This window comes from Bacillus sp. EAC (genome assembly GCF_002156875.1).
Lineage (GTDB): Bacteria > Bacillota > Bacilli > Bacillales > Bacillaceae_G > Gottfriedia.
The window spans coordinates 192,407-217,442 of the sequence record NZ_NCSY01000006.1; the positions used below are offsets into that span (position 1 = coordinate 192,407).

Below are 25,036 nucleotides of genomic sequence, written 5' to 3' on the forward strand. Positions count from 1 at the left end.
GCAAACATTCGAGTCATTATTAAACAAATAGAAAAGAGGTAGGTTTAATCCTACCCCTTAATCCATAATTATTTAAATTTATTATCTAGAATATCCACCAAGGCTTTGTTCAGCCATTTGTACTAAACGCTTTGTGATCTCACCACCAACAGAACCATTCGAACGAGAAGTTGCATCTGGGCCAAGTTGAACTCCAAACTCTGAAGCAATTTCATACTTCATTTGGTTTAAAGCTTCTTGTGCACCTGGTGCTACTAAATTATTTCTACCTGAATTTCTATTTGACATGTGTTGTCACCTCCTTGTGAGTATAGAGTGTGATAAAACACATGTCTTCATTCATAATTTATTTGGTAATTTTTAGTATTTTTTCTTCGTTAAAAGATTAATGAATTTCTTTAGAATCAGTGATTAAAAGCTGTTTCGTAAACTTACTTGCTATTTACCAAAGTATTGGTTGATTTTCGCTCCAAGATGCTCGCTTTCCGAGGGGTAGGCGCTGAACCTCCTCGGCGCAAAGCGTCCTTGAGTGAGTCTCAGCTGTCCCACTCCTCCCGCAGGAGTCTCACACCTTCGATTCCAATCAAAATCTTTATTTGTCTTTCCCTTTACTAAGCCTAAGAAACAACAAACTTTTAGAAAAGAGCATTAACAAAATAGATGTTAAATAGAACAGGTCCTATAATAAAGCATCGATGTCAATTTCATTCTCTTTTGAGTTCGTCTGTTTACGAACCGTTTCATTTTCAAAGATGATTGTTTCTCTGGAAACGACTGCTTCATTTATTAAGTCTGTAAAATCAAAACGACTTTCAAATCGAGCAACTTTATCTCGTTTTGGTTTAGTTGTTGGGTTTGCAGGTGTGAAAATTGTACAGCAATCCTCATAAGGTCTGATACTAATATCATACGTATCAATTTTTTTAGCAATTTCCATAATTTCTAACTTATCCATTGCTAATAGTGGTCTTAATACAGGATAATTTGTTACTTCATTTATTGTATGCATGCTTTCCAACGTTTGACTTGCAACTTGTCCTAGGCTTTCTCCAGTAGCTAAAGCCAGTGCCTTACGATCGATTGAAACTTGTTCAGCAATTCTTAACATGATTCGTCTCATAATCGTCATCGTATAACTTGCTGGCATTTCTTTATGAATTGCTTTTTGAATTTCTGTAAATGGAATAACGTGTAAAGTAACTCTCTTACAGTATCTAGTTAACTTACTAGCTAAGTCCGTTACTTTTTGTTTTGCGCGATCACTTGTAAATGGTGGACTTTCAAAATGAATTGCTTCTATTGAAACTCCTCTTTTTAAGAGCATATAAGCAGCAACGGGACTGTCAATTCCACCAGATAATAGAAGCATTACTTTTCCGCCAACACCAACTGGGTAACCACCTGCTCCGTATTCTTCTCCACAAGTAATATAAGTTGCGTCATCTCTTACTTCTACACGAACCGCTACATCCGGATTATGAACATCTACAGTCAGTTTTTCAGTATTTTGGAGGATATATCCACCAAGTTCTCGATTTAATTGTGGCGTATTTAAAGGAAATTGTTTATAACTGCGTTGAACATTTACTTTAAACGTCTTTACACTCTCACCAAGTTCTTTAATCGCTTCAAGTGCGCCTTTTTTAATAGCCTCTAATTCGGTATCAACTTTTCTAGCATAACTAAATGTATGAATACCAAAAACTTGTTTTAAACTAGCTGCTACCTTTTCATGGTCTTCACCATTTAATTTAATGTACATACGATCACGTGTAGCAATTATTTTTATGTTTTCAAAGCTCTTTAATCGATTTCTTACATTTTCTCTTAAAATACTTGTAAAACGACCTCTATTTTTTCCTTTAGTCGTCATCTCACCATATCGAATTAAAATATATTCTACATTCATTTTTGTTACCTCGTTACTTTATATAAATTTTTTATTACTTCTGTTATTATCTTGTTAAATCTTGCTACTTCATCCAACGTATTTTCATATGAAAGACTGATCCTTACTGCACTACCAGCAACTTGTTCGCTCTTACCCATACTTTGCAATATTCGGCTGATCTCATATGTTTTTGAAGAGCAAGCAGACTTTGTAGAGATATAAACACTTTCTTCAGATAGAGCATGCACAATTACTTCAGGCTTTAATCCTATAAAAGAAATGTTAATTATATGTGGAGCAAAATTTGAAAGTGGCGAATTCAGTACAGAACCTTCTATTTCGTTTAAATTAGATAGTAACTTATTTCTCATGTTTACTAAATGATTTCTCATCTCATTTTGCTTTTCAAAAATCATTCTTAATGCTTTAGCCATAGCGACAATGCCAGCTAGATTTTCAGTACCTGAACGAATTTCTCTTTCTTGAGAACCACCAGTTGATAGGGACGATAACATAACACCTTCTCGAACATACAAAAATCCAGTGCCCTTGACACTATGAAACTTATGTCCAGAAACTGTTAATAAATCGATTGCAGATTCCTTAATGTTTACTGGTACTTTACCAATACCTTGAACTGCATCGACGTGGAAGTATATTTTCGGATAATTCTTTAACAGTTGTCCAATCTCGCTAATCGGTTGGATTGCTCCTGTTTCATTGTTTACATGAATAACTGATACAAGTATAGTATCCTCTTTCAAAGCATTCTTTACCTGTTCCATAGAAATAAATCCATTTTCATCAGGTGAAAGATAAGTAACTTCAAACCCTAGTCCTTCAAGTTGCTTATAAGCTTCATAAATTGACGGATGCTCGATTTCCGTTGTGATTAGATGCTTTCCTCTAGAACGATGCATCATTGCCGTTCCCTTTATAGCAAGGTTATTTCCCTCAGTTCCACCAGATGTAAAAATAATCTCAGATGGTTGTACAGAAAGAAGATCAGCAATTTGATTTCTTGCTTTCGTCAGCAATTGCTCCGATTTCCCACCTAGTTTATGAATGGAAGAAGGATTCCCAAAAAACTGTTCTGAAACAGTCAAATATGTGTCTAATACCTCTTTATACGGTTTTGTTGTAGCACTATTATCAAAATAAATCATTACTGTACCTCCATGTTGCTTACACCAGTTTCATTATATCCGATAACAAACTGAAACCCCTAAGATTTTCATCTATAGGGGTATTGTGTACTTTTGTTCATTTAGTATTTCTTGTAACTTATCAATTGCACCAGGTTCTATTCTTTCAATTGAAGCAGCTGCTTCCTCTAGAGCTTCATTATATTGGAATTCTCTAAATAATTGTTCTGATTTATCCATAGATAATGCAATTTGTACATATTTACTTCTATAGCGATTACCATATTGTATCACTTTTTCTACAAAATATCCTTGTTCAATCATGAATTTTGTATCATGATAACACTCATTAACTGATGAAGATGCTTTTTCTAATAAAATAGATACTTTTCCCATTTTTAAAGGTTTTTTCTCAAGTTCTAAATAGACAATTTGCATACTTTCTTGGGCAGTCTGAATTTGTTTTAAAGATGAAATCGGCATCCCTGGTAAATTAGAAATTTGAACAAGACGTTTGACCTCTAACATTAATCGCTTCATTTCGATTAATTGATCACGTGCTTGAAGCTCATCTTTACGCAGTGCCTTCAACATTTCTACATACATCGAATGTGATTCTTTTACATCTTCCATTTGCTTCTTAAGTAAATTTAATTCTTCTCTGATCACTGAAAAAGCTAAATCTTGTTCAGCCACTCGAATTTGTAATAATTCAAATCGCTTCGTAATGATACTCACTTGCTTTTCAACATGCTTTTGAGTTTGTGTATCTTCTTCGCTTAATTCATAAATTTGCTGAACTAGATGCGTTTCTTCTTTTGTTTTTAAATTAGCCTCACGAATTCGCTGAATTTCTTCTTGCGACGACCAAATTTCTTTTTCAACAATATATTTACTTTCAACTTCTTGTTCTAAAGAATCATAGATTGAATCAATTTTTTCTTTAACAAAATCAAGTTTTTCTATTGCTTCTGTTATCTCTAACTTCTTAATTAATTCAACACATTCATTACAAGCATTAGCACAATCCGTTGATTCAGTCTCAATTTTTTCATAATCTAGTGCATACCCATCTGATTTCATTTGTTTTAAACCATCTAATAAATTATGTATTTGATTTGGCATTGTTGTAGAAGATTCAATAAATAAATCAGGTAATATCTGCATTTGATCTCTTAATAGATTTACTTGTTCGCTAATATCTTTTACTAACTCTCTAGCTTCTAAGTAATTACCTTGTTCGGTCGTCTCATTAAACAATTGAATTTGTTTTTTAATCTCATCTAATTTCTTCTCTAAATTAGCTTCTGAAATTGCATACAAGTGACGATGAGTTAGCAATAGCTTTCTTTGCTCTAAATACTCTTGGTTTAAGTGCTCAATATCAAGATTATTTTGCTCTTCGCTTCCTATTAACTCACTAACTTCACTTAAAATCTTTTCAATTGTCGATTCCGCTTCGTTTAAAACCGCTTCAAGATCAGCAATTGCCGTTTTCGCATTCATGAAATGATATTTATTTATCGATTCATCGATATCATAAACTGAATCTGTAACTTTCGGTAAAACAGTTGTCACTAGCTCATCCCAATCTGTTCTCCACTTTTCAAAAAGCTCTTCTGTTTGACCAGTCATATTGAGAGCCTTTAGTTTTGACAGTTCATCTGTCACTGGCTTACTCATAAGTTGCATTCTCCAGGATTCAAGCTCATCGAGTCTTTTATACAAACGATTCCGCATCGTTAGGGCTACTATCATTAGAGCGATAACAATACAAATTACGATTAATATTACGGTCACAGTCATATCCCTGGTGTACCTCCTCTACTTGCCTTCTAATCTATTTTAATTAACATATTTTGACATTATTATTTGTTCATAATTATACTTTATAGTTAATAATAACATGAGACAGTTGATTTTTAACCTAATTTTTTCAATTTTTTTAAATATTTATCAAACTATAATAAATATTGTAACAACTTGTCAAAAAATCACTTTTTGCAACATATAAAATCGCCTTCTATTGTGAATAAACACAATAATAAGGCGATTGAATTTAACCTAACAATTCTAATTCACTCAAATGCTGAAAATCTGATTCTTGTAAAGAAGTGATCCACTTTTCAACATATTCTTTATATCGTTCAAAAAAATAAGTATCATTTTGTTGAATATAAAGTACCTCATTTAAATAACTAGGAAATAAATAAGGTGTAGACATAAACGATTTTAACTGTACAAAAAACACTGAAAAAGGCATAGTGAGTTTTGGATTATTTAATCTTATTGCATCATAGACTTGAGCAAATGTATATCTTTCCCTTGCCAAGTAAGTTGTCATGATTTCTCTAATAAAAACAGAGTCCAGTGTTAATTCTCTATAAAAAATAGATGTATACTCTTTTTTTAGAAAATAATAACTTAACACTTCCTCAACTAATTCATTTAATACTGAATTAGGATTTTTCTCTTCAAGTAATAAGCAATATTTATTTAAAATAGTCACATATCCTTCTAAAAATTCCACAATAATATGTTCAAGCAAACCCTGCTTGCCTTTAAAATAATACGAAATCGTTGCAATATTTACATCTGCTTTTTTAGAAATATCTCTTACTGAAGTACCTTGATACCCATTTATTTTAAATAATGATAGGGCTGTCTCGATGACTTTATTCTTAGTTGCAAGTTTTTCTTGCTCCATACATGTCACCTCTACTTCTACAATTCCTTTATTTAAAAAATTGGCGATTTTAAGTAAAAACCCTTTAGTTTTCAGTCGACAAAATTAACTGTTATCTTTCCAAATATGCTATGATATTCCAAAAGATATAGGGAAAGGGGTCAGCATATGTTCCAAAAAGTCGAATATGCAGGTACGAAAGAGCAACAATATCAGACACTTACTTCACAAGTTAAAGCATTAATACATGACGAACATAACTTAATTGCAAATTTAGCAAACACATCAGCACTTCTAAATCAATTTTTACACGAAATCAATTGGGTTGGTTTTTATTTAAAAGATGGTGATCGTGATGAATTAGTACTAGGGCCATTTGTAGGTTTACCTGCTTGTGTACGTATTCCATATGGAAAAGGAGTTTGTGGTACATCAGCACAAACAAAAACTACTCAAAGAATTGCAAATGTTCATGAATTCCCTGGTCATATCGCATGTGACGCTGCATCCAATTCAGAAATTGTTATTCCTTTATTCCATAAAGGCGAGGTAATCGGTGTTTTAGACATTGACAGTCCAGAATTAAATCGTTTTGATGAAGTTGATCAAAAACATCTTCAAGAAATCGTAAATCTAATTGAAGCAACAATTCAATAAATAAAAAAAGGAAGATAAAATAGATTTCTCTATTTTGTCTTCCTTTTAATTTGCAATTGTCACCTTGTTTTTCCCTGTATTTTTAGCGATATATAAAGCATCATCAGCGCTTTTAAATAATTTATCAATTGATGAAGAATTACTATTACCACTCCCCCAGGCGGAAACGCCACAGGAAGTTGTAACTCTTGGATTTGAAATCTTCTCAACCTCTTCAATAATCCTAGATGCAACTTTTTTACCGTGTTCAATTCCAATTTTCGGTAAGTAAGCTGCTAATTCCTCTCCACCCCATCTTGCTGCTATATCCGTTGAACGAACAACATCCTTAATAATATTTGCAACTTGAATAAGTACATTATCGCCGATTTGATGACCATAAGTATCATTAATTTTCTTAAAATCATCGATATCTAATAGAATTAATGTCCCTTGTGAATCCTCTTGCATGCTTTTACTAATATGTTCTTCTAAATACGCTCTAGAATATAAGTCGGTTAAATGATCAGTAGCAACTAATTGTTCCAATTTCTCTTGAAGCATTGTATTACGAAGAGCTAATTTTGTTGGTTCCATCACATTTTCAACAAGTGTACGATCATCATATTTAAATTTAAAAGGCTCTCGGTGAAGCATGATTGCGATTCCTTGTAATCCAGTCGTTTCAACTTTTACTGCTACAATTGAATTAAAAGGATAATCTTGATAACAATTTTCTTGAGAGGCATGAACTTTTAATAAAGTTCCGCCATGTATCATTGTATCATTTACTATTTGTTGAATTAACCCATTTGCAGTACGAGTTTTGAAAAACTCTGTACTACCATCCAACACTTTTAAATGAGCATTGTCCTTTAAAATAACAATCGCAAATTCCTCACATTCAAATCGAGTTTGAAACTTATTAACTAAATAGCTAATTAACTCTAAGCTATGTAGATTTTGATTTAAATTTTGTCCAACTTCATTAACAAACTGAATTCGTTTGGCACTATCCTCTACTTGCTGGTAAAGTTTAGCATTCTCTAATGCAATACCTGCTTTTGAAGCGAGTAATGTAAAAAATTCTTGTTCATATACTGTAAAACGCATTAAATTATTATTCGCAATTTGTAAAACACCATAAACACCTTGTTGACCGTGAACTGGTGAATACATATAAATAGAGCCGTCCTTCTTTTCAAACGTAGTAATATTTTCACTGTATGCTTGTATGACAAAAGGATTTGCGTCGTTATCCATAGGAGAAAATTGTTTTACTGGTAAATGAGATGGTTCAACCGATTGGTGATTAGTCAGAAGAAGTAGATATTCATTGTTTGGATATACAGTTTCTAACGAAGTAATAATTTCAGCAAAAACATTTTCTATATTAAATGATGAATGTAATTTTGAAGTAATCTTTGAAAGTTGAAGATACTGTTTTCCTTGCTCAATCGTTCTAGCAAGTTTTACTAACAGATTTCTCAATTCAAATGTTTCTTTATGAAATGAAAGTAAAAAGCTCTCACTAAATTTCTCTAGCTCTCTTTCTTCTCCAGTAAAGTCTAGTTCAACTATATGTAAGTCACTTTCATCATAATTCCAGTAGTATAAAATTGTTTTGTTTAAACTATGTAAAATTTTGTACTTGCTCTCTCTGTCAAATTCAATAGGTAAACTATCAACCGATACTTTTGATCTAATTTCAAACTCTTTTCCTTCTTCTTTCAACGAATTATAAGTAATAGACTCAAAAAACTCTCCGCTAGTGTTATTTCCATATAAAGATACTGTTCTTGCACCTAATACATCACATACAAGTTTCGAATACTTCATATATATGCCTGAAAGATGTTGAAAGTTTTCTTGATTGACCATAAAATCGAAAAATTCCGACTTTAAAAAAAGTATTTTATTATTTTCATCGAGATTCATACAAAATCACCTACTTACTATTTAAGAAATGTACTAATATAACTATTTTTTATTATAAATCACTTAGTTAGTTTTTCCTACAATTATTTTTATACAAAATTGGACATATTCTCATAATTCAGATACCAAAAACCTCTATTCCTTATGACATTACTGTGTTTAAAACGACAAATTACTACTAAATTCTCCGTTTTTTTTTATCCGCTAAAAGAATCATTTTTTAATTTTTTGTAAGTAAAGCTTGAATTAAATCTATCCTTGACTTAAATATGCATAATGGATATAATATTCCTTGTGTAAAATAACGCAGCGTTGTAAGCACAGGCTTGATTTTTATTTTGTTCCTCTATTCAATTTAGAGGTGTCATCGCGTAACTCCGGCTGCTGGGGCGAGGATACATGAAAGCAAAATAAACAAACTGGGGCTACACGAACGTTTTTATTTTACTCCAAAATAAAAACTTTAAGGAGGAGTCATCAATGGCTCGTTATACAGGATCTACTTGGAAATTATCTCGCCGTTTAGGCATTTCATTAAGCGGAACAGGTAAGGAATTAGAAAAACGCCCTTACGCTCCAGGTCAACATGGACCAAACCAACGTAAAAAATTATCAGAATACGGTTTACAATTACAAGAGAAGCAAAAACTTCGTCACATGTTCGGTGTTAATGAGCGTCAATTCCGTCGCACATTTGATATCGCTGGTAAATTAACTGGTAAACACGGTGAAAACTTCATGATCTTATTAGAAACTCGTTTAGATAACGTAGTTTACCGTATGGGTCTTGCTCGTACTCGTCGTGCTTCTCGTCAATTAGTTAACCACGGTCACATCTTAGTTGATGGCAAACGTGTTGACATCCCTTCTTTCCGAGTGAAAGTTGGCCAAACTATCAGCTTACGTGAAAAATCACAAAACTTAGCTGTAGTTAAAGAAGCTGTTGAAGCTAACAACTTTGTACCTGAGTACATCACTTTCAACGCTGACAAATTAGAAGGTACTTTCAACCGCTTACCAGAGCGTTCTGAATTACCAGCTGAAATCAACGAAGCTCTTATCGTTGAATTCTACAACCGTTAAGCTAAATGCTATGTAAATAGCGTTTATAAAATCCCTAGAAACGTTGATTTATCAACACTTCTAGGGATTTTTATATATTAACTTCTTTGTAGAATAATGTTTTCTCCCCCACTTAATTAGGGGAGGGTTTGGGGGAAGTTTAATTATAAAAAAGTGGACAGACGCTAAATTTATAAAAGTAGACATCTTAGATAATTCGATTTTATAATTATTTAATATTAATTTAGGAGAAAAGATTATATGGAAAGACTAGTTATGGCGCAAGAACTCCTGAAAAGAGCTAAACATCATAGAAATTCTATTGGTGATCATGGAGACCCTTATGAAGAATCCTTATTAAGTGGTGAGGTTACACCTAGCCAATAATTTAACAAATGAAAAAGACCACATTAAAATGTGATCTTAACTATTTCTAATTTAACTAACTCATGCAATAGTTCAATTAGAAATTATTCTTAGTTTTTAAAATAATTCTTTATTCCTTCGTTAATAACTAATAATCCAATTATTAATGCTGCCGTTCGCAATACAAATTCTGCCACCCGTATATTTCCGATGAGAGTTTGTATGTCATATAAGTGCCCTGTAATAATAGTTGGAGAAATTATTATTAATATCCCTATTACAAGATTAAAAAACAGTAACAATTTATTTGGATTTTTATTATTCATTTTTTATAGCTCCTATCTTTGTGTTATGATATCTCCTACTCTATATGCATATGCAAACCAATCCGATGTAGAAGAAAGAGAGAAACTTACACCACCTGAAGCCCCAACCGGAATATTTACTCCAGTATTTCTAGAAATTGTAGCGGTTAAATACCAATCTCCTTCTACAATATAGTGAATCTTAGCAGCTGTTTCTAAATTAGCGAAAATGGTACCACCAAACTTATAAGATTTACCAGTTACAGGGTCTGCTCTATCTATACTAATATTTAGGATTTTAACTATTCCCCAATAACCTCCACCTTCACTTGTTTCGCAATAAAAATTCACAGTTGGATTGTAATTTGATTTAACTGAGATTGTTTGACCTATTGTTCGAAATGTAGCTGCTAAAGGAGATACACTTTCTGCTGACCTTGATTTATTAGAATTATAACTTTTCATAATTTGGTTCGCTGCCTCGAATTGCGAAATACCATTATCTTCTGAGATTTGTTTCGCTAATTCATCAAAAGTTAAGACTTCACTAACTACTGTATTTGGATTATTTTCTGTTAAATCTAAGCTGGTACTTATTGCCTTTTCCACATTATTACCTTGCACTTCACTAGCAAAAGAAGTTTGTGCAGATACAAAAATTGATCCCAAAGCCAAAACACTTACTAAAGATTTTCTTAATTTCAAATTAAACCCTTCTTCCTTTAAATAATATCATAATTTAATATTGAATTATTGTTAAAAAATTTAGATTTATTATTTTTTTTCGAATATTCAATATCATGTTTTAATATTAAAATATTATTAAAAATTTTTGTATTGGGAAAATTTATGGTACTTTTTACCAATTTACATTACTTTTTACCATTAAAATTTAATAAACTAGTAGTTTACTTATGTTTACCCCTCTCATTTATTGGAAAAATTTTACATATTTAGATAAATTATTACTAAATAATTTAAACATCTCTCAAATTTTTTTATTTAGGGAATTTTTTTAAAGTGAACTTGCATAGTGGGTGTTCAAGAGCTACATAAACAGCTTGTATGACCCCGGGGGGATGTCTGAATATTTTATATTCTTTAGGACAATTTAAAACGTGCCTGTTGGTCTTGTACTATGCTTGATAATTCATCCTTACTTATCTCTCCACCCTCTGACATTTTATGGTGATAAGAACATAAGCAGATAAGGTTGTCATCATCTAATCGTTTGTTCCAATCATTAGCTACTGATTCAATGTGATGTACTTCGATATTAATATAGTTATATTTTAATTGTGTATTGTTTCGTTCCCTAATACATACCTGACACATATGTTTATCACGCTCATTGATTTGCTTCCGTTTCTTTTGCCATGCTCTGGTCCATCTAAACTTATCAATGTAAGTAGTAGTCTTCATACGATTAGGTTTACTACTACACACATGAGTACGATCATGGATACCACTACAGTAACTGCATGATTTAAGCAATGTTATCCACTCCATATAAAAAAGGCACGTAGTGTGCCTTAAAAAAATTAAAGTCTTAATAATGTACCAGCTAATGCAATCAAAGCAAGTGCATTTATAACCTGCGATTCAAAATAAAATCGATAAACCCTTTTAAAAAGAATTGTTAAAGGAAGAAAATACACTAAGTATTTACAAATATAAAGTGCTGCTGGAGCTAGATATTCTTTACTTAAGAGACTATATTGAGCAACTTGTGGTTTAGAATATGCCGATTTTGCTGTAATCAATAACCCTACAATTGCAATAATAAATCCAACAGCAGTAATTAATACGTTAGAAGCTTCTTGCTCTTTACCCCTGCAAATTAAAATAAAAAAGCTTCGAAGAATTAATATTCCTCCAAATGTCCCAATTCCACGTGCAATAAAATCTACAATTTGATTTATCAGCTCTTTATTATCCGGAAATTTAATATCAAACTTTTCAACTATTAATATACACAATGGGATCAAAATAACAGAAAGTATAATTTTGATTGGCAAGGATATTCATAATTTCTTTTTAAATTTTTAATCACAATAATAACCCCTCTTTCATTAATCAGAATTATTATATAATTAAAAATAGTATGACGGTTATATAAATATTTTTTTAACTTGATAATTATTTCCTTCTAACAGGTCCATTCTTCTTGAATATATACCATATTTCTTTCGTTTCAGTACTTTCCAGTTTACAAAACAATGTTGACTAGTTGGATAAATGGACAGATAATTATTTAGAATTAAACTAAAACAATCTGGAGAAATATTATGGACATAACAACATTAACTACTGCAGGTACTGCAATAGGAACAACACTTTTGACAAATTTTGTTACAAAAGGTGAAAGTGCACCATTACAAACCTTAAATGATGCATGGTATTTAGTTTTTGGAAATCTGCATTTTGTTTCCGAAAAAAAGCGCGCAAAACACAAAGCAGAATTAGATTTGTATATGAATGATATTGTAAAAGAAGTATCTTTAATACCAGATGAGAACTTAATAGAGCCTCGGATGAGAATTGTAGGCCCTGCATTAGACGCATCTAAATACTATATTGAAGAAGGAATTTTACGAAAAATGTTTGCCAAAGTTGTTGCATCTTCAATGGATAATCGACAATCATCTAATGTTCATCCTTCATTTGTTGAGATTATAAAACAACTATCTCCATTGGACGCAAATAATATAAAACTATTCATTGTTGAGTCTCAACAACCGATATGCAAATATAAATTAATAATTAAAGAGACAGGTAATTACAGAATTTTCAAAGATAATGTATATCTTCAGAATAATGAAGTTGATGATATTGATTTACTTTCAACTTCAATTACAAATTTAATAAGACTTGGATTATTAGATGTGAATTTTGTAGACAGTATCTCTAATATTAATGCTTATAAAAATTACTATAATCATCCAACTTATACTGATCTTAAAACATTTTTTGAAAACCCTTATATTTATAACCCAGAATCACAAGAATTATTTAAAAGATACAATGATATCCAAATTGAAAAAGGTGTAATTACGATAACAGCACTTGGTAAAGCTTTTATTAATGTTTGTGTCGAAAAGTAAACTATAAGACCTTTTAGGTCTTTTTTTATTCCTACTAATATTTCAAATAAAAAAAACACCCTATCGGATGTTTAATTATTCATAGCAGGTATTTCATCTATTTTATCTGGTAACTCATTAATTTTACCTTCCAAATAATCAATTCCATTAGATGTAATCTGTGCTAAGTAACAATTCTCTAATATTTGTTTATAAGTAATAAAACCCTTTGCTAAAAGATATTCATAGACACAGTGTGTTTCATTTTCTAGTGCATCTCTATGCAAATTTTCATACTTTACTTCGTATGGTAAACCTCCGCTAGTAAAATAATAATCATAAAGATCAAATAAAATCTCTAGCCTATACCTCTGTCTTTCTTTTATATCCATTCTTTACCCCCAAAAATATACTGACTTATGTATATTAATGTTAATGTTTGAGAAAGTCTATGAAATCTAACTAAAAAGCACTCACTAATGTGAGTACTCATTATTCAGTAAATCCTTATCCTTTAATTTAAAAACCATTTGGCCCATAGATAAGCACCAAACAATGCACTTAGACCTACAACACTTGACGTAAAATTCTTCGGCAATTTAATAACTCTACAAATAAAATTAGTAAAAATAGCAAAAACAGTCATAATAATCATTAAAAATACTAATTTCCCAACTAAATAATTTACAAATGGCTCTAACGGTGACCAATCTATTGTCATTCTATTCCCTCCATTCTACGAGTATTTTATCGGTAAAATGGAGTCTCTTTATAAATAAAAAACATCTCTGAAGAGATGTTTTAAAATAATTATTTGTACATCAATATTCTGTAAACATCATTTTTATCATTACTTGGATTTTGGCAATATAAATATTACTTTTGAAACATTGAATTTGAATTATCATTATTTACAATTTTTTGAATGTGTAAATAAACGTAATTGTAATCTTTATTATTTTCCGGACGATAATCTTTTAGCCATTTATTTACCGTTTAGACTTCTTTTTGCTGTATCATTTTAAATGGAAGGCATTTTTTCATTTTAATCACTTATAAAGGATATCATCCTTCAGTGCAGCCACCTTACTTAATGCAACATCAATATCAGACTCACTTATTCCAAAGTGAGCAAGTGCATCATGTAAATGTGTTGCGATCGCATTAAAATGTTCTGGTTGTAAATTTAGCCCCTCATGCGCCTTGGACATTGATTTACCAGAATATTGATTAGGTCCACCTAATGCAAAACTAATAAATTTTGTCTGATGTTTACGCTGTTTTTCCATGTCTGTCTTCTCGAAAAAATGATTTACTGTTTCATCTTTTAAAACTAATTCGTTATAAAAATAGTCCACAACTTTCGAAACCGCTTCTTCTCCACCAAATTTTTCATAAAGAGTTTGTTCCATAATGACCACCTTTGCATTTTTACATAATAATAGTTTTTCCAAAAGCCAAATTTTGAATCTTCATTTTCAATAGGATTCTACTTTCTACTCAATCATCTTCTATATCAACAGATTCCCTTAACATAACCTTTTAAAAACAACAATCTATTAGAAAAAAGCCAATAAAAAAACTAGAAATGCTAATAAAACAGCACGTCTAGACTTTAATCTTCTCTAGTATTAACTTCCACAGCTACTCTAATGCCTGATTCAATTGCTCCTTCGATCCATCCTGGTATTGAAGAAGTATGTTCACCTGCAAAATGAATTCTTCCTTCAGGAGTTGAGATATACGGCCCAAGATCCGTTTGCTGTTCTGTTTTAAACATCGATAAGGCACCACCAGCATATGGATCTTGTGTCCAGCTGTGCGTATATCCAGTAATGAACTCAGTATATACTTGATTTCCAAAAATTAATGCTAAATTTTTTAACGCTTCCCTAATTCGTGCGTCTTCTGACAGACTATCCCATAATAAAGCTTCATCTTCCCAGGTGTAACTCCCTAATATGGTTCCTGGACCATCTGAATCTAGTCGATTACTTGGAAAATAAGAAAATCGAATTGGTAAATCAGTAACAACTTTACCACCATAAAGTCCATATTTCTCCCAAAATCTAGTTTTGAACTGAAGTCCTATCTTTGTTGCCGCTAAGTAATGTAATGAACGAATTGCTTTCAACTTGTAGTACGAAAAAGTATTTACTGGATAAACTTCTACAAAACTTAATACAGAAAAAGGGATTGTAATAATCGCGTAGTCTCCGGATGATTGAAATTGCTCAGAGCTTTTTGTATGTTCTGAATGAATTGAAACTTTGTTGGTTTGCTGGACGATTTTTGTCATCTTATGTCCATAGAAAATATTATCTCTTAATTCTTCCAAAAATGCGCTAGGAAGCAAATCATTGCCGCCAGTTATTTCATACAGTTTTATATCTTTCCCAAATAATACTGTGAATTCACGTAAGATAGCAGTAAAAGACAGCTCTGGAAACCCTCTTGTTCCTTGTAGAACTTTTATCACGTCCAATGCATTCGGAGACAATGAAACGCCATTTGGATTATATCTTAAGAATAATTCCATTGAATACATATCATAATCATTTACAATCTTTTCCCAATTTTTTGTAGTATCTTGATTAATGAACTGAATCGTTGGCCCTATCGAGTTATCAAGTAGTTGATCTACAGTTAAACCTTTTTCGGAAGCTTGGACTGGAAATTCTAAAATATCGGGATTTTGTTCATATATTTCTTGATTGGTTCTAATTCCATTTACATAAATTAAATCATTAGGAGTGCTATTAATAAATTCATTCACTTTTAAATTGAATTTATTTATATATTCTATTACTAGTTGATGGGTTGAAGGAATTCGCATAGCCCCAAGTTCCAAATATTGCCCATCTATAAATGGTTCTCTTTTCGTATATACCCTACCGCCTACTCGATCATTTGCTTCTAAAATAGTCACATTATGTCCGGCTTTTTTTAATAATGAAGCAGCAACTAACCCAGACATTCCAGCACCAACGATCGTAATTCTCTTTGGATTGTTTGTTTTTTCTAATCCATTTCGAATGATTGATATCATTTGATTGGTAGAAAGTGCTTGACGTGAACTCATAGACATCAACTCTTTCTATGGATTTTAAATAGTTCCTTAGAATTTTATTCTTGTTACATTTTCTTTAGAATATTTTAATGATTTTTAACAGAAGACAAAAAAAGGCCTCGAATAACTTCGAGGTCCTACTAATAATCTACTTGAAGATTTGATTAAAAATAGTCAACTACTATTTTAATTTTACTCTCGCCAAGTCATGCTGCATTGCATTATTACCGTTTTGCGGATCAAATGTAATGTCACTAAGTCCGAACACACTTACAACAACATCTTTATCTTTTGGATGAATGACTCTTACTTCATATGCAAACAATGCAGGTGAAAGTTGTAATGATCTAAATGTTCTGTATTGATTTGGAGCCAATGTTTGTGTAGAAGGGTCTACCATTGGTATTACGATAGGAGAACCAGATGACCAGTCAAACATTTGGACCGTTACTGATCTAAAACTATCTGGATCAATATTCAACGCTTCTACAGTTAAGAACATTGTTGAAGAATGTCTTCTTAACACACCAGTTGTTAAAATTTTAGAACCCAATTCGCGCTCTCTCCTTATATCTTATTTGGACAAGCAAGTCCATACAATATACAATGTTGTTCCATTAAAAATGGAAACGGACAGTAGCACATCATTACATTATTTCAACATTTTAATTAATAGATTACAAAAAATAGAGAAGTTTTAAAAATCTTATATCTGATGATAAAAAGTAGCCTTTAATAAAGATAAACACTCTCTTATATATGCAGTAGGAATAATTACGCGTGGTGTTTTTGCCGGTAAACCAACGATATTTAATCCTTGCTTCTTTGCTAATTTAACTGATCGATACAAATGATAATCATTTGTGACTACTATCACATTAGCTTTTTCACTATCAATTATTTTTTTTGAAAACTTTATATTTTCGAATGTATTTGTCGATAATTCTTCTTTTATTATTCTGTGATCTTCTATTCCTAATTTGATTAGTTCCAGTCTCATACACTCTGCTTCTGAAATTAATTCATCTTTTCCTTGACCACCAGAGACAATAATCTTAGTATTTTCATTAGCTTTCGCATACTTAGCTGCTGTTTGTATTCGATATTTAAGAGCAAGTGTTGGCTTACTTTTCTTCAAGCCAGCACCTAAAACTATTAAATAATCCGCTTTTTTAGGCACTGTGTGCTTATATTGTGAATAACTATTTACCCCTATAAAAATCATACAAGCAAGATAAACTAGTATTCCAAATAATACACAATATGTACCAATCTTTACTATATTCACTTATCACTCACCACCAAATTCTTTCACTTTTATCCTATTGTAACGAATAATTAGACAGTTTTCATTAAAAAAAGAGACAATCAACAAAATGACTACCATTGTTGATTGCCTCTTTTTCATTTATCTAGGGTATTTTTCGTCCATAGGATTGTGTTGATCTTTTGAAAGTCTTTTTTGATGAGCTTTCGTTTTCGCATCAACATGGTTTGCATCACTAGGTCGATTTTTCTTTGAACCACCTGCTGCATGACTCATTTTATTCCCTCCATATAACCAGTTCGTACAAAAAGTAGTTTACGTAGAAAGAATTTGTTTATGCAATTTTTTGAGAATCCCCTATCTCATTTTCGTGATTTAAACCTTTACCAAAAACGGCGGCTAACATGCTAAACAATGGTGTAATAAATAGGATAAATGAAAATGGTAAATATTCTAAAACCGGGACACCTAGAGTTGCTGCAAAAAATGCACCACTTACACTCCAAGGTACAATCGGATTAAATAATGTCCCACCATCTTCTAAAGCTCGAGATAAGTTTTTAAGTGGGATATCCTTTTGAATATACACATCCTTTAATAATTGCCCAGGAAGTAGGATTGAAAGATATTGTTCTCCAGTCAATAAATTAACACCTATTGAAGATAATGTACTAGCAATGACAATATTGCCTTTACGTTTTAAATTAGTTAATGACTCAATCGCTTTATCAAACACTCTAAGTTCTTGTAGCAGTCCTCCTAAGGCTAATGCGATAAAAATTAGTGAAACAGACCACATCATGGATTGTAAACCACCACGATTAATGATCGAATTTAGCATTTCGTTGTTTGTATCTAATTGGAATCCACTTTGTAATGTAGTGAAAACTTTATCTAGTGTAACACCTTTTTGAATGATAAAAGCTAAAATTAGAGAACTCACAATCCCTGCTGACATCGTTGGTAGTGTAGAAAATCCTTTAAACGCCATAATAAACACAATTAAACATGGGATTAGTAGGATAGGATTTACTTCAAAATTTGCAGAAATTGCTTTTTTCATTTCCATAACCTGTGCCATATCTGTGTTGCCATGTCCCATACCGATGATTAAAAATAAAATAACAGTTACAATTAACGCTGGAATCGTTGTATATGCCATATGACGAATATGCTCATTTACTTTGATTCCTAAAATGCTTGGTACAAAATTTGTTGTATCTGATATTGGTGACATTTTATCACCAAAGCAAGCTCCACATATAATCGCACCTGCAGCAATAGCTGGAGGAATTCCCATGATATGCGCGATCCCCATTAATGCAACTCCAACAGTCCCAATTGTCGTAAATGTACTCCCCGTAAAACTAGCAACTATAATGGTTATAAAAATGCTACTAACAGCAAACCATTTTGCAGAAAGAACTGAAATTCCGAAATATAATAACGTTGGAACTGTACCACTTAACATCCATGAGCCAATCAATAACCCAATCATCATTAGAATCAATGTGGGTGATAGTCCATTCTGTATTCCCTTTTTCATTCCATCTTCAAGCTGGTTCCATTTGTAGTCTTTTACTAAGCCAAAAATTGATAGACAAACTACACATAGTAATAGTGGAATATGCGGTTCCGTATTTAAAATAACTAGACAACTAGACATAATGATAGTAAACAGTGCGATTAACGCACCTAATTCGATGTTTTTCATGAAGATTTTCTCCCAATTTCTATATTATTGGCTTTTTTCTAAAAGTATGTTGTTTATAGATTTAGTAACTCTTCGACAGAAGTTGATTGGAACGGTTATACGAGACTCCCATGGGAGTAGCGGAAAAGCTATTACCCAGCTGGCTTTGCGATGAGGCTCAGCTCTCGCACCACGAAAAAGCAGTATGCTGGTGTTAAAATCAACTCACACATTCTAAAATAACAACAATAGTTAAGAAAACAGCCTTCTTATTTTTTTCTTGTAAGTATAATGTTTAAATATCCATATAAACATGTTCTCTAAACTTAGTAAATCCAAGTTTCTCATAAAATTTTCTAGCAATTTCGTTATCAATCCAATAATCTAACTCAACTCTTGAAAGATTATGCTCACGAGCAAATGATGCAATTTTATGAATTAAAAATGATCCGTAGCCTTTATTCCTTTTCCCTTCATTAATGCTAATTTGGTGAACATAGGCTAATCGAAATGCTTTTTTTATTGGTCCCTCTGGAATATTTTTTATTTCAATCCAAGCATAGCCTACTAATTCTTCTTCATCTTTTACTAATAGAAAAAAGTGTTCAGGTTTATCAACTACACTCTTAAAAAACTCAGTTACTTCATCTATATTGTGAACCTTAAAAAATTCTGGAAATAATTCTGCATGTAAATTCTGAACGCCTTCGTTTAATTTTGCCAATATTCGGTAATCTCTAGTTAGTATAATCTCCATATATATCACCCTTTCAAAAAAATAAAAAAATCGAAGCCACCCCTATAAATATAGGGACGACCTCGATCGCGTTACCACCCTAGTTATAAAGAAAGTTTACTAATAAGTTTATTTTCTTTATCACTCGTTATCTGTAACGTAGACTTACGTTCTTCCCTTCATTAGATAACTAACTACGAAAAGAAAACTCCTGAAATGTATTCATCTGAATGGATAGACGAGTTCACACCAACCACTCGCTCTCTTTAGCTATTACCAATCAAACTACTTATTTTCGTTCACTGTTTGTTCTTTATTATAATGTAATTAAGTGGTACTTCTTTTTACCACGACGTATAATGATAAATTGTTCTTCAATTGCATCAACTTTAGTTAATACTTTAGCGACATCTTGACTGCGGTCACCATTTACGTAAACTGCTCCATTTTGAACATCTTCACGTGCTTGACGTTTCGAAGGAGAGATTTTTGCAGCAACTAATAAATCAACTAATCCCATTTCCTCTTCATCTAAATTAAATGAAGGTACATCTTTAAATCCTTGTTTGATCTCATCAGCTGTTAATTCTTTTACTGTTCCACTAAAAAGTGCTTCCGTAATTTTAATCGCTTGATCAAGAGCTTTTTCACCATGAACTAATTTAGTCACTTCAGCAGCAAGTGCTTTTTGAGCTACACGTTGCTCTGGTGCTTCATTAAATTGCTTTTCAAGCTCCAAAATTTCTTCTTTCGATAAGAAAGTAAAGTATTTCAAATATTTTACAGCATCACGGTCATCAGTATTAATCCAGAATTGGTAAAATTCATATGGAGTTGTTTTCTCAGGATCTAACCATACAGCTCCACCTTCTGTTTTACCAAACTTAGAACCATCAGCTTTTGTAACTAGTGGTATTGTTAAACCAAATGCTTTTGAATCTTCTTCAGTTTTACGAATTAATTCCATACCCGCTGTAATGTTACCCCATTGGTCACTACCACCAATTTGTAATTTACAATTATGGTCTTGGTATAATTTTAAGAAGTCGTATGATTGTAAAATCATGTAACTAAATTCTGTAAATGATATACCTGCTTCTAAACGTGATGCCACAGAATCTTTTGCAAGCATGTAATTTAAACCGAAGTTTTTACCGATATCACGTAAGAAAGTAATAACATCTAAATCGCCAGTCCAATCAAAGTTGTTTACTACTTTAGCTGCATTTTCACCTTCGAAACTTAAAAATGGTAATAATTGTGTACGAATACGTTCACTGAACATTTTCACTGTTTCTGTTGTGTTTAATGTACGTTCAGCTTTTTTACCACTTGGATCACCAATCATACCTGTAGCTCCACCAACAACACCGATTGGTTTGTGACCAGCAACTTGGAATCTTTTTAACATTAATACTGGTAATAAATGTCCGATGTGTAAGCTATCACCCGTTGGATCGAATCCGCAATATAATGAAATAGATTCTTCACTTAGTAGTTTTTGAAGACCCTCTTCGTCTGTCATTTGACTAATTAATCCACGAAATGCTAAATCTTGTAACAATGTTTCCATTTTCATCAAATCCTCTCTATTAATAAAATTCTTTTTAAACAAAATAAAAAGTCCCTACTGATATACAGTAGGGACGAATAATTAGAATCGCGGTACCACCCTAGTTGCAGCAAATAAATCTTGCTACCTCTCATACAATTAACGGCTGTTAACCGTTCTAATCCTAATTTGTTATGTACAACAAATGTCGAAAAAGAATGCTCCAGGGTGTAATTCATGTCAATGTCTGTGCTAATTCTCACCAACCATTAGCTCTCTTAAGACAAAATCATTCACACTACTAAACCTTTCAACGCTCACGTATTAAAATGTTATGAAACATTTATAACATAAATAATTATATTAAGTCAAACACAGTTTTTTAATCTTTTCAATTTATTTCTATTATTGTCCTATAAATTGAATAAAAATGCTTTAATTGAAATAATATGATTTAATATACATTAACAAATGTTTTTAGTTATACATAAAATTGAATTGGAGTGTTTCCTATGAAGAATAAAGGTATGTGGATTGCCATAATTATCGTAGTCGTTCTTATTTTTATGGGTGTAGGAAGCTATAATGGCTTTGTTACCCAGGAAGAAAATGTAACGAATAAAATGTCACAAGTTGATAACCAATTAAAACGTCGTTCAGATTTAATACCGAATTTAGTTAATACAGTAAAAGGATATGCATCTCAAGAAAAAGATGTGATAGCTTCTGTAACAGATGCACGCGCAAAATTAGCTGGTGCTCAAACTACTGCTGAAAAAAGCAAAGCAGATCAAGAATTATCTGGTGCTTTAAGTCGTTTATTAGTCGTAGTAGAAAACTATCCAGACTTAAAATCAAATGAAAATTTTAAGGCGTTGATGGATAGCCTAGAAGGTACCGAAAATCGTTTAGCAGTTGCTCGCAAAGATTATAATGATGCCGTAACTGTTTATAATCAAAAAATCAAAAAATTCCCGGGCGTTATATTAGCTGGAACATTTGGATTTGATAAGAAAGAATACTTTGAAGTATCTGAGTCAGATAAAGCCACTCCTGAAGTTGATTTTAGTGGCGATGGTAATAAATGAGAAAACTTCTCTCACTATTCATCCTTATAGGATTGATTCTATCTTTCGCAACTGTAGCATTTGCTGAAATAAAAGTCCCTTCTCAAGTAGGAGATATTTATGTTCAAGATTATGCAAATGTATTAGATAGTCAAGATACACAGAGTCTGATCCAATTAGGAAAAAAATTAGAAGATTCAACAACTGCCCAACTTGCGGTTTTAACAATTCCTAGTTTAGAAGGTAATGATATTAAAGAATACGCTAATACTGCTTTTCGGAAATATGGACTTGGTAATAAAGAGAAAAATAACGGTGTTCTTCTGTTATATTCACAAAAAGACCGAGAAATCCGGATAGAAGTTGGATATGGATTAGAAGGAGTAGTAACGGATATACGCTCTGGTGCCATTTTAGATCAAAGTGCTATTCCTTACTTAAAAAAAGGTGAAACATCGCTAGCCTTAACGAATACATATAAGGCACTATACAATGTCATCTTAAACGGATCTGAAAAGACAGGCCATTCTAAAACTAGTACCCTTTGGGACAATTTAAAAATCATCCTAATAGTTGTTTTCGTTGTCATAGTAATTGCCATCGATATGATGTTCTTTAACGGAGTTCTAACCTACTTCATCATAAACTTATTACCTGCACTATTAAATTCTTCTGGCGGTTCAAGAGGCGGTGGAGGTGGAAGCTCTGGCGGCGGTGGCTCTGACCGGAAATTTTAATATCTTTATGGCAAAAGAAAACCATTGGAATACTCCAATGGTTTTTCTTTTTTATATTTTATTAATCTTCCATTGTTGATAAATCACCTGTTGGTAGGTTTAATTCCCAAGCTTTTAAGACTCGTCTCATAATCTTACCACTACGAGTTTTTGGTAGTTTATCACGGAACTCAATTTGTCTTGGTGCAGCATGTGCTGCTAATCCAACTTTGACAAAATTACGAATTTCCTCTTTTAATTCATCAGTAGCTACATACCCATCTCTAAGAGCAACAAATGCTTTAATGATTTCACCACGAACTGGATCTGGTATGCCAATTACACCAGCTTCAGCAATTGCTGGATGTTCTACTAGTTTACTTTCTACTTCAAAAGGTCCAACACGTTCGCCGGATGTCATAATGACATCGTCTACTCGACCTTGGAACCAAAAATACCCATCCTCATCCATATAAGCAGAATCTCCAGAGACATACCATTCATCATTTAAGAAATAAGATTGGAATTTCGCTTCGTTATTCCAAATCGTATTCATCATTGATGGCCAGCCTTTTTTGATTGCTAGATTTCCCATTGTATACGGCGCTACTTCTACTCCATTATTGTCAACGATGGCAGCTGTGACACCCGGAAATGGTTTCCCCATAGAGCCTGGACGAATAGGCATGCACGGGTAATTACAAATTAATTGCGCTCCTGTTTCAGTCATCCACCAAGTATCGTGAATACGTAATTGGAACACTTTTGCTCCCCATCGTACTACCTCAGGATTTAAAGGTTCACCTACACTAAGGATATGGCGTAGTGAACTTAAATTAAATTTTTTAACTGCGTCTTCGCCTGCCCCCATTAACATACGGAAAGCTGTTGGAGCACTATACCATATCGTTACACCGAATTCTTGAATAGTTTCATACCAAGCATCCGGACTGAATCTGCCACCTAAAACGACGTTTGATGCCCCATTTAACCATGGTCCAAAAATTCCATAAGACGTTCCTGTTACCCATCCAGGATCGGCTGTACACCAATAAATATCATTTTCTTTTATATCAAGTACCCATTTACCAGTTTGGTAGTGTTGAATCATTGCTTGTTGGACGTGTAGAACACCTTTTGGTTTACCTGTTGAACCAGATGTATAATGCAAAATTAGACCGTCTTGACGATCTAACCATGTAATCTCAAATTCTTGTTTTGCTTCCGCATAACGCGTCTTGAAATCTACAAACTTACCACCTTCTTCAACGTCATCCCCTACAAGAAAGATTGTTTTTAAAGCTGGTAGATCATTAATAGGCACACGAGATAATAATGCAGGAGTTGTAATAAGTACCTTAGCTTCGCTATCTTCTAAGCGATCTTTTACAGCTCCCTCCATAAATGCTTCAAATAAAGGACCTACCACTGCCCCTAATTTTAAAGCACCAAGTAGTGCGAAGTATAATTCGGGCTGGCGAGGCATGAAAATAAACACTCTGTCACCTTTTTCAACATCACCGAATTGCTTTAAAACATTTGCTGCCTTATTCGAATTGTTTTTCATTTCTTCAAAAGTATATTTTTCGTTACGCTGATCATCTTTATAATATAACGCAACTTTATCTTTACGATGAGAAGTTGCATGACGATCAATCGCCTCATATGCAACATTATATTTTTGTGAAGTATACCAAGAAAATTCTTTTTCTACTTCTTCCCAATTAAAGTTTTTATAACTTTCTTCATAATTAGCTAAATTGAATTGACCCTCTTTCACAGGAAGCGCTTCCACTTTCATTCAAATCCCTCCTCGAATTAGT

27 protein-coding genes and 2 other annotated features are annotated in these 25,036 nt (G+C 32.5%); of the genes, 6 read left to right on the top strand and 21 right to left on the bottom strand.

Going from position 1 to position 25,036, the window contains the following annotated elements; all coding sequences use genetic code 11:
- Nucleotides 1-81 precede the first annotated feature (81 nt).
- The 5 genes from B7R65_RS12040 to refZ all read right to left on the bottom strand — a co-directional run bounded on the left by B7R65_RS12040 (nt 82) and on the right by refZ (nt 5,743).
- Nucleotides 82-288, bottom strand: a complete 207-nt coding sequence (locus B7R65_RS12040; RefSeq protein WP_088043033.1) for an alpha/beta-type small acid-soluble spore protein — start codon at nt 286-288, stop codon at nt 82-84.
- Nucleotides 289-679: 391 nt separating this feature from the next.
- Nucleotides 680-1,909, bottom strand: coding sequence for a tRNA uracil 4-sulfurtransferase ThiI (gene thiI / locus B7R65_RS12045; protein ID WP_088043034.1), 1,230 nt, complete (start codon nt 1,907-1,909; stop codon nt 680-682).
- 5 nt (nt 1,910-1,914) lie between these two features.
- Nucleotides 1,915-3,057 carry a cysteine desulfurase family protein gene (locus B7R65_RS12050; RefSeq protein ID WP_088043035.1) on the bottom strand — a complete coding sequence of 381 codons (1,143 nt, stop codon included), beginning with the start codon at nt 3,055-3,057 and terminating at the stop codon, nt 1,915-1,917.
- A gap of 72 nt (nt 3,058-3,129) precedes the next feature.
- Complete coding sequence (ezrA, locus tag B7R65_RS12055) at nt 3,130-4,842, bottom strand: septation ring formation regulator EzrA (protein ID WP_088043036.1); 1,713 nt, start codon at nt 4,840-4,842, stop codon at nt 3,130-3,132.
- Nucleotides 4,843-5,095: 253 nt separating this feature from the next.
- Nucleotides 5,096-5,743, bottom strand: a complete 648-nt coding sequence (gene refZ, locus B7R65_RS12060; RefSeq protein WP_088043037.1) for a forespore capture DNA-binding protein RefZ — start codon at nt 5,741-5,743, stop codon at nt 5,096-5,098.
- A 147-nt stretch (nt 5,744-5,890) separates the two neighbouring features.
- Here refZ and B7R65_RS12065 point away from each other — a divergent pair, with 147 nt between their 5' ends.
- Entirely contained in the window at nt 5,891-6,379 is a 489-nt protein-coding gene (locus tag B7R65_RS12065) for a GAF domain-containing protein (RefSeq protein WP_088043038.1), read from the top strand.
- Nucleotides 6,380-6,424: 45 nt separating this feature from the next.
- On the opposite strand, the gene B7R65_RS12070 is transcribed toward B7R65_RS12065, so the two are convergent.
- Entirely contained in the window at nt 6,425-8,296 is a 1,872-nt protein-coding gene (locus tag B7R65_RS12070) for a sensor domain-containing diguanylate cyclase (protein WP_088043039.1), read from the bottom strand.
- A 480-nt stretch (nt 8,297-8,776) separates the two neighbouring features.
- Here B7R65_RS12070 and rpsD point away from each other — a divergent pair, with 480 nt between their 5' ends.
- Together rpsD and B7R65_RS21765 are read left to right on the top strand one after the other, a co-directional pair.
- Entirely contained in the window at nt 8,777-9,379 is a 603-nt protein-coding gene (gene rpsD / locus B7R65_RS12075) for a 30S ribosomal protein S4 (protein ID WP_088043040.1), read from the top strand.
- A 240-nt stretch (nt 9,380-9,619) separates the two neighbouring features.
- Complete coding sequence (locus B7R65_RS21765; RefSeq protein WP_256941285.1) at nt 9,620-9,745, top strand: hypothetical protein; 126 nt, start codon at nt 9,620-9,622, stop codon at nt 9,743-9,745.
- Between the two features lie 89 nt (nt 9,746-9,834).
- On the opposite strand, the gene B7R65_RS12080 is transcribed toward B7R65_RS21765, so the two are convergent.
- From B7R65_RS12080 to B7R65_RS12095, 4 genes are all read right to left on the bottom strand, one after another.
- The gene (locus tag B7R65_RS12080; RefSeq protein ID WP_088043041.1) at nt 9,835-10,050 is read right to left on the bottom strand and encodes a hypothetical protein; all 216 of its coding nucleotides are present in this window, start codon (nt 10,048-10,050) and stop codon (nt 9,835-9,837) included.
- Between the two features lie 12 nt (nt 10,051-10,062).
- A complete protein-coding gene (locus B7R65_RS12085; RefSeq protein WP_088043042.1) occupies nt 10,063-10,734 on the bottom strand; it encodes a hypothetical protein in 672 nt (223 codons plus the stop codon).
- Nucleotides 10,735-11,130: 396 nt separating this feature from the next.
- Entirely contained in the window at nt 11,131-11,364 is a 234-nt protein-coding gene (locus B7R65_RS21770; RefSeq protein WP_256941286.1) for an HNH endonuclease, read from the bottom strand.
- A 206-nt stretch (nt 11,365-11,570) separates the two neighbouring features.
- Nucleotides 11,571-12,047 carry a hypothetical protein gene (locus tag B7R65_RS12095; protein WP_088043044.1) on the bottom strand — a complete coding sequence of 159 codons (477 nt, stop codon included), beginning with the start codon at nt 12,045-12,047 and terminating at the stop codon, nt 11,571-11,573.
- Between the two features lie 270 nt (nt 12,048-12,317).
- Here B7R65_RS12095 and B7R65_RS12100 point away from each other — a divergent pair, with 270 nt between their 5' ends.
- Nucleotides 12,318-13,133, top strand: coding sequence for a DUF4393 domain-containing protein (locus B7R65_RS12100; protein WP_088043045.1), 816 nt, complete (start codon nt 12,318-12,320; stop codon nt 13,131-13,133).
- Between the two features lie 71 nt (nt 13,134-13,204).
- On the opposite strand, the gene B7R65_RS12105 is transcribed toward B7R65_RS12100, so the two are convergent.
- The 10 genes from B7R65_RS12105 to tyrS form a co-directional block, all read right to left on the bottom strand.
- A complete protein-coding gene (locus tag B7R65_RS12105; RefSeq protein ID WP_088043046.1) occupies nt 13,205-13,504 on the bottom strand; it encodes a hypothetical protein in 300 nt (99 codons plus the stop codon).
- Nucleotides 13,505-13,626: 122 nt separating this feature from the next.
- Nucleotides 13,627-13,833, bottom strand: coding sequence for a hypothetical protein (locus B7R65_RS12110; RefSeq protein ID WP_088043047.1), 207 nt, complete (start codon nt 13,831-13,833; stop codon nt 13,627-13,629).
- Nucleotides 13,834-14,161: 328 nt separating this feature from the next.
- Nucleotides 14,162-14,524 carry a group I truncated hemoglobin gene (locus B7R65_RS12115; protein ID WP_088043048.1) on the bottom strand — a complete coding sequence of 121 codons (363 nt, stop codon included), beginning with the start codon at nt 14,522-14,524 and terminating at the stop codon, nt 14,162-14,164.
- Between the two features lie 203 nt (nt 14,525-14,727).
- Nucleotides 14,728-16,194: a flavin monoamine oxidase family protein gene (locus tag B7R65_RS12120; protein WP_088043049.1), complete on the bottom strand. Its 1,467-nt coding sequence runs from the start codon at nt 16,192-16,194 to the stop codon at nt 14,728-14,730.
- A gap of 169 nt (nt 16,195-16,363) precedes the next feature.
- Nucleotides 16,364-16,735, bottom strand: a complete 372-nt coding sequence (locus B7R65_RS12125) for a hypothetical protein (protein ID WP_256941287.1) — start codon at nt 16,733-16,735, stop codon at nt 16,364-16,366.
- Nucleotides 16,736-16,888: 153 nt separating this feature from the next.
- Nucleotides 16,889-17,470: a YdcF family protein gene (locus B7R65_RS12130; RefSeq protein ID WP_256941288.1), complete on the bottom strand. Its 582-nt coding sequence runs from the start codon at nt 17,468-17,470 to the stop codon at nt 16,889-16,891.
- A 120-nt stretch (nt 17,471-17,590) separates the two neighbouring features.
- Entirely contained in the window at nt 17,591-17,725 is a 135-nt protein-coding gene (locus B7R65_RS21775; protein ID WP_088043051.1) for a hypothetical protein, read from the bottom strand.
- A gap of 58 nt (nt 17,726-17,783) precedes the next feature.
- A complete protein-coding gene (gene nhaC / locus B7R65_RS12140; protein ID WP_088043052.1) occupies nt 17,784-19,163 on the bottom strand; it encodes a Na+/H+ antiporter NhaC in 1,380 nt (459 codons plus the stop codon).
- Nucleotides 19,164-19,437: 274 nt separating this feature from the next.
- A complete protein-coding gene (locus B7R65_RS12145; RefSeq protein WP_088043053.1) occupies nt 19,438-19,899 on the bottom strand; it encodes a GNAT family N-acetyltransferase in 462 nt (153 codons plus the stop codon).
- Between the two features lie 49 nt (nt 19,900-19,948).
- Nucleotides 19,949-20,190, bottom strand: a binding site (T-box leader).
- Nucleotides 20,191-20,194: 4 nt separating this feature from the next.
- Nucleotides 20,195-21,451 carry a tyrosine--tRNA ligase gene (tyrS, locus tag B7R65_RS12150; protein WP_088043217.1) on the bottom strand — a complete coding sequence of 419 codons (1,257 nt, stop codon included), beginning with the start codon at nt 21,449-21,451 and terminating at the stop codon, nt 20,195-20,197.
- A gap of 66 nt (nt 21,452-21,517) precedes the next feature.
- Nucleotides 21,518-21,753: a binding site (T-box leader), on the bottom strand.
- A gap of 189 nt (nt 21,754-21,942) precedes the next feature.
- Between tyrS and B7R65_RS12155 the strand changes: the two genes are divergently transcribed.
- Together B7R65_RS12155 and B7R65_RS12160 are read left to right on the top strand one after the other, a co-directional pair.
- Nucleotides 21,943-22,518 carry a LemA family protein gene (locus B7R65_RS12155; protein WP_088043054.1) on the top strand — a complete coding sequence of 192 codons (576 nt, stop codon included), beginning with the start codon at nt 21,943-21,945 and terminating at the stop codon, nt 22,516-22,518.
- Nucleotides 22,515-23,234 (top strand): TPM domain-containing protein, encoded by a 720-nt coding sequence (locus B7R65_RS12160; RefSeq protein ID WP_088043055.1) that lies wholly within the window; start codon nt 22,515-22,517, stop codon nt 23,232-23,234. The genes B7R65_RS12155 and B7R65_RS12160 overlap by 4 nt, the downstream gene beginning before the upstream one ends.
- Before the next feature lie 61 nt (nt 23,235-23,295).
- On the opposite strand, the gene acsA is transcribed toward B7R65_RS12160, so the two are convergent.
- Nucleotides 23,296-25,014, bottom strand: a complete 1,719-nt coding sequence (gene acsA / locus B7R65_RS12165) for an acetate--CoA ligase (protein ID WP_088043056.1) — start codon at nt 25,012-25,014, stop codon at nt 23,296-23,298.
- Nucleotides 25,015-25,036: the final 22 nt, after the last annotated feature.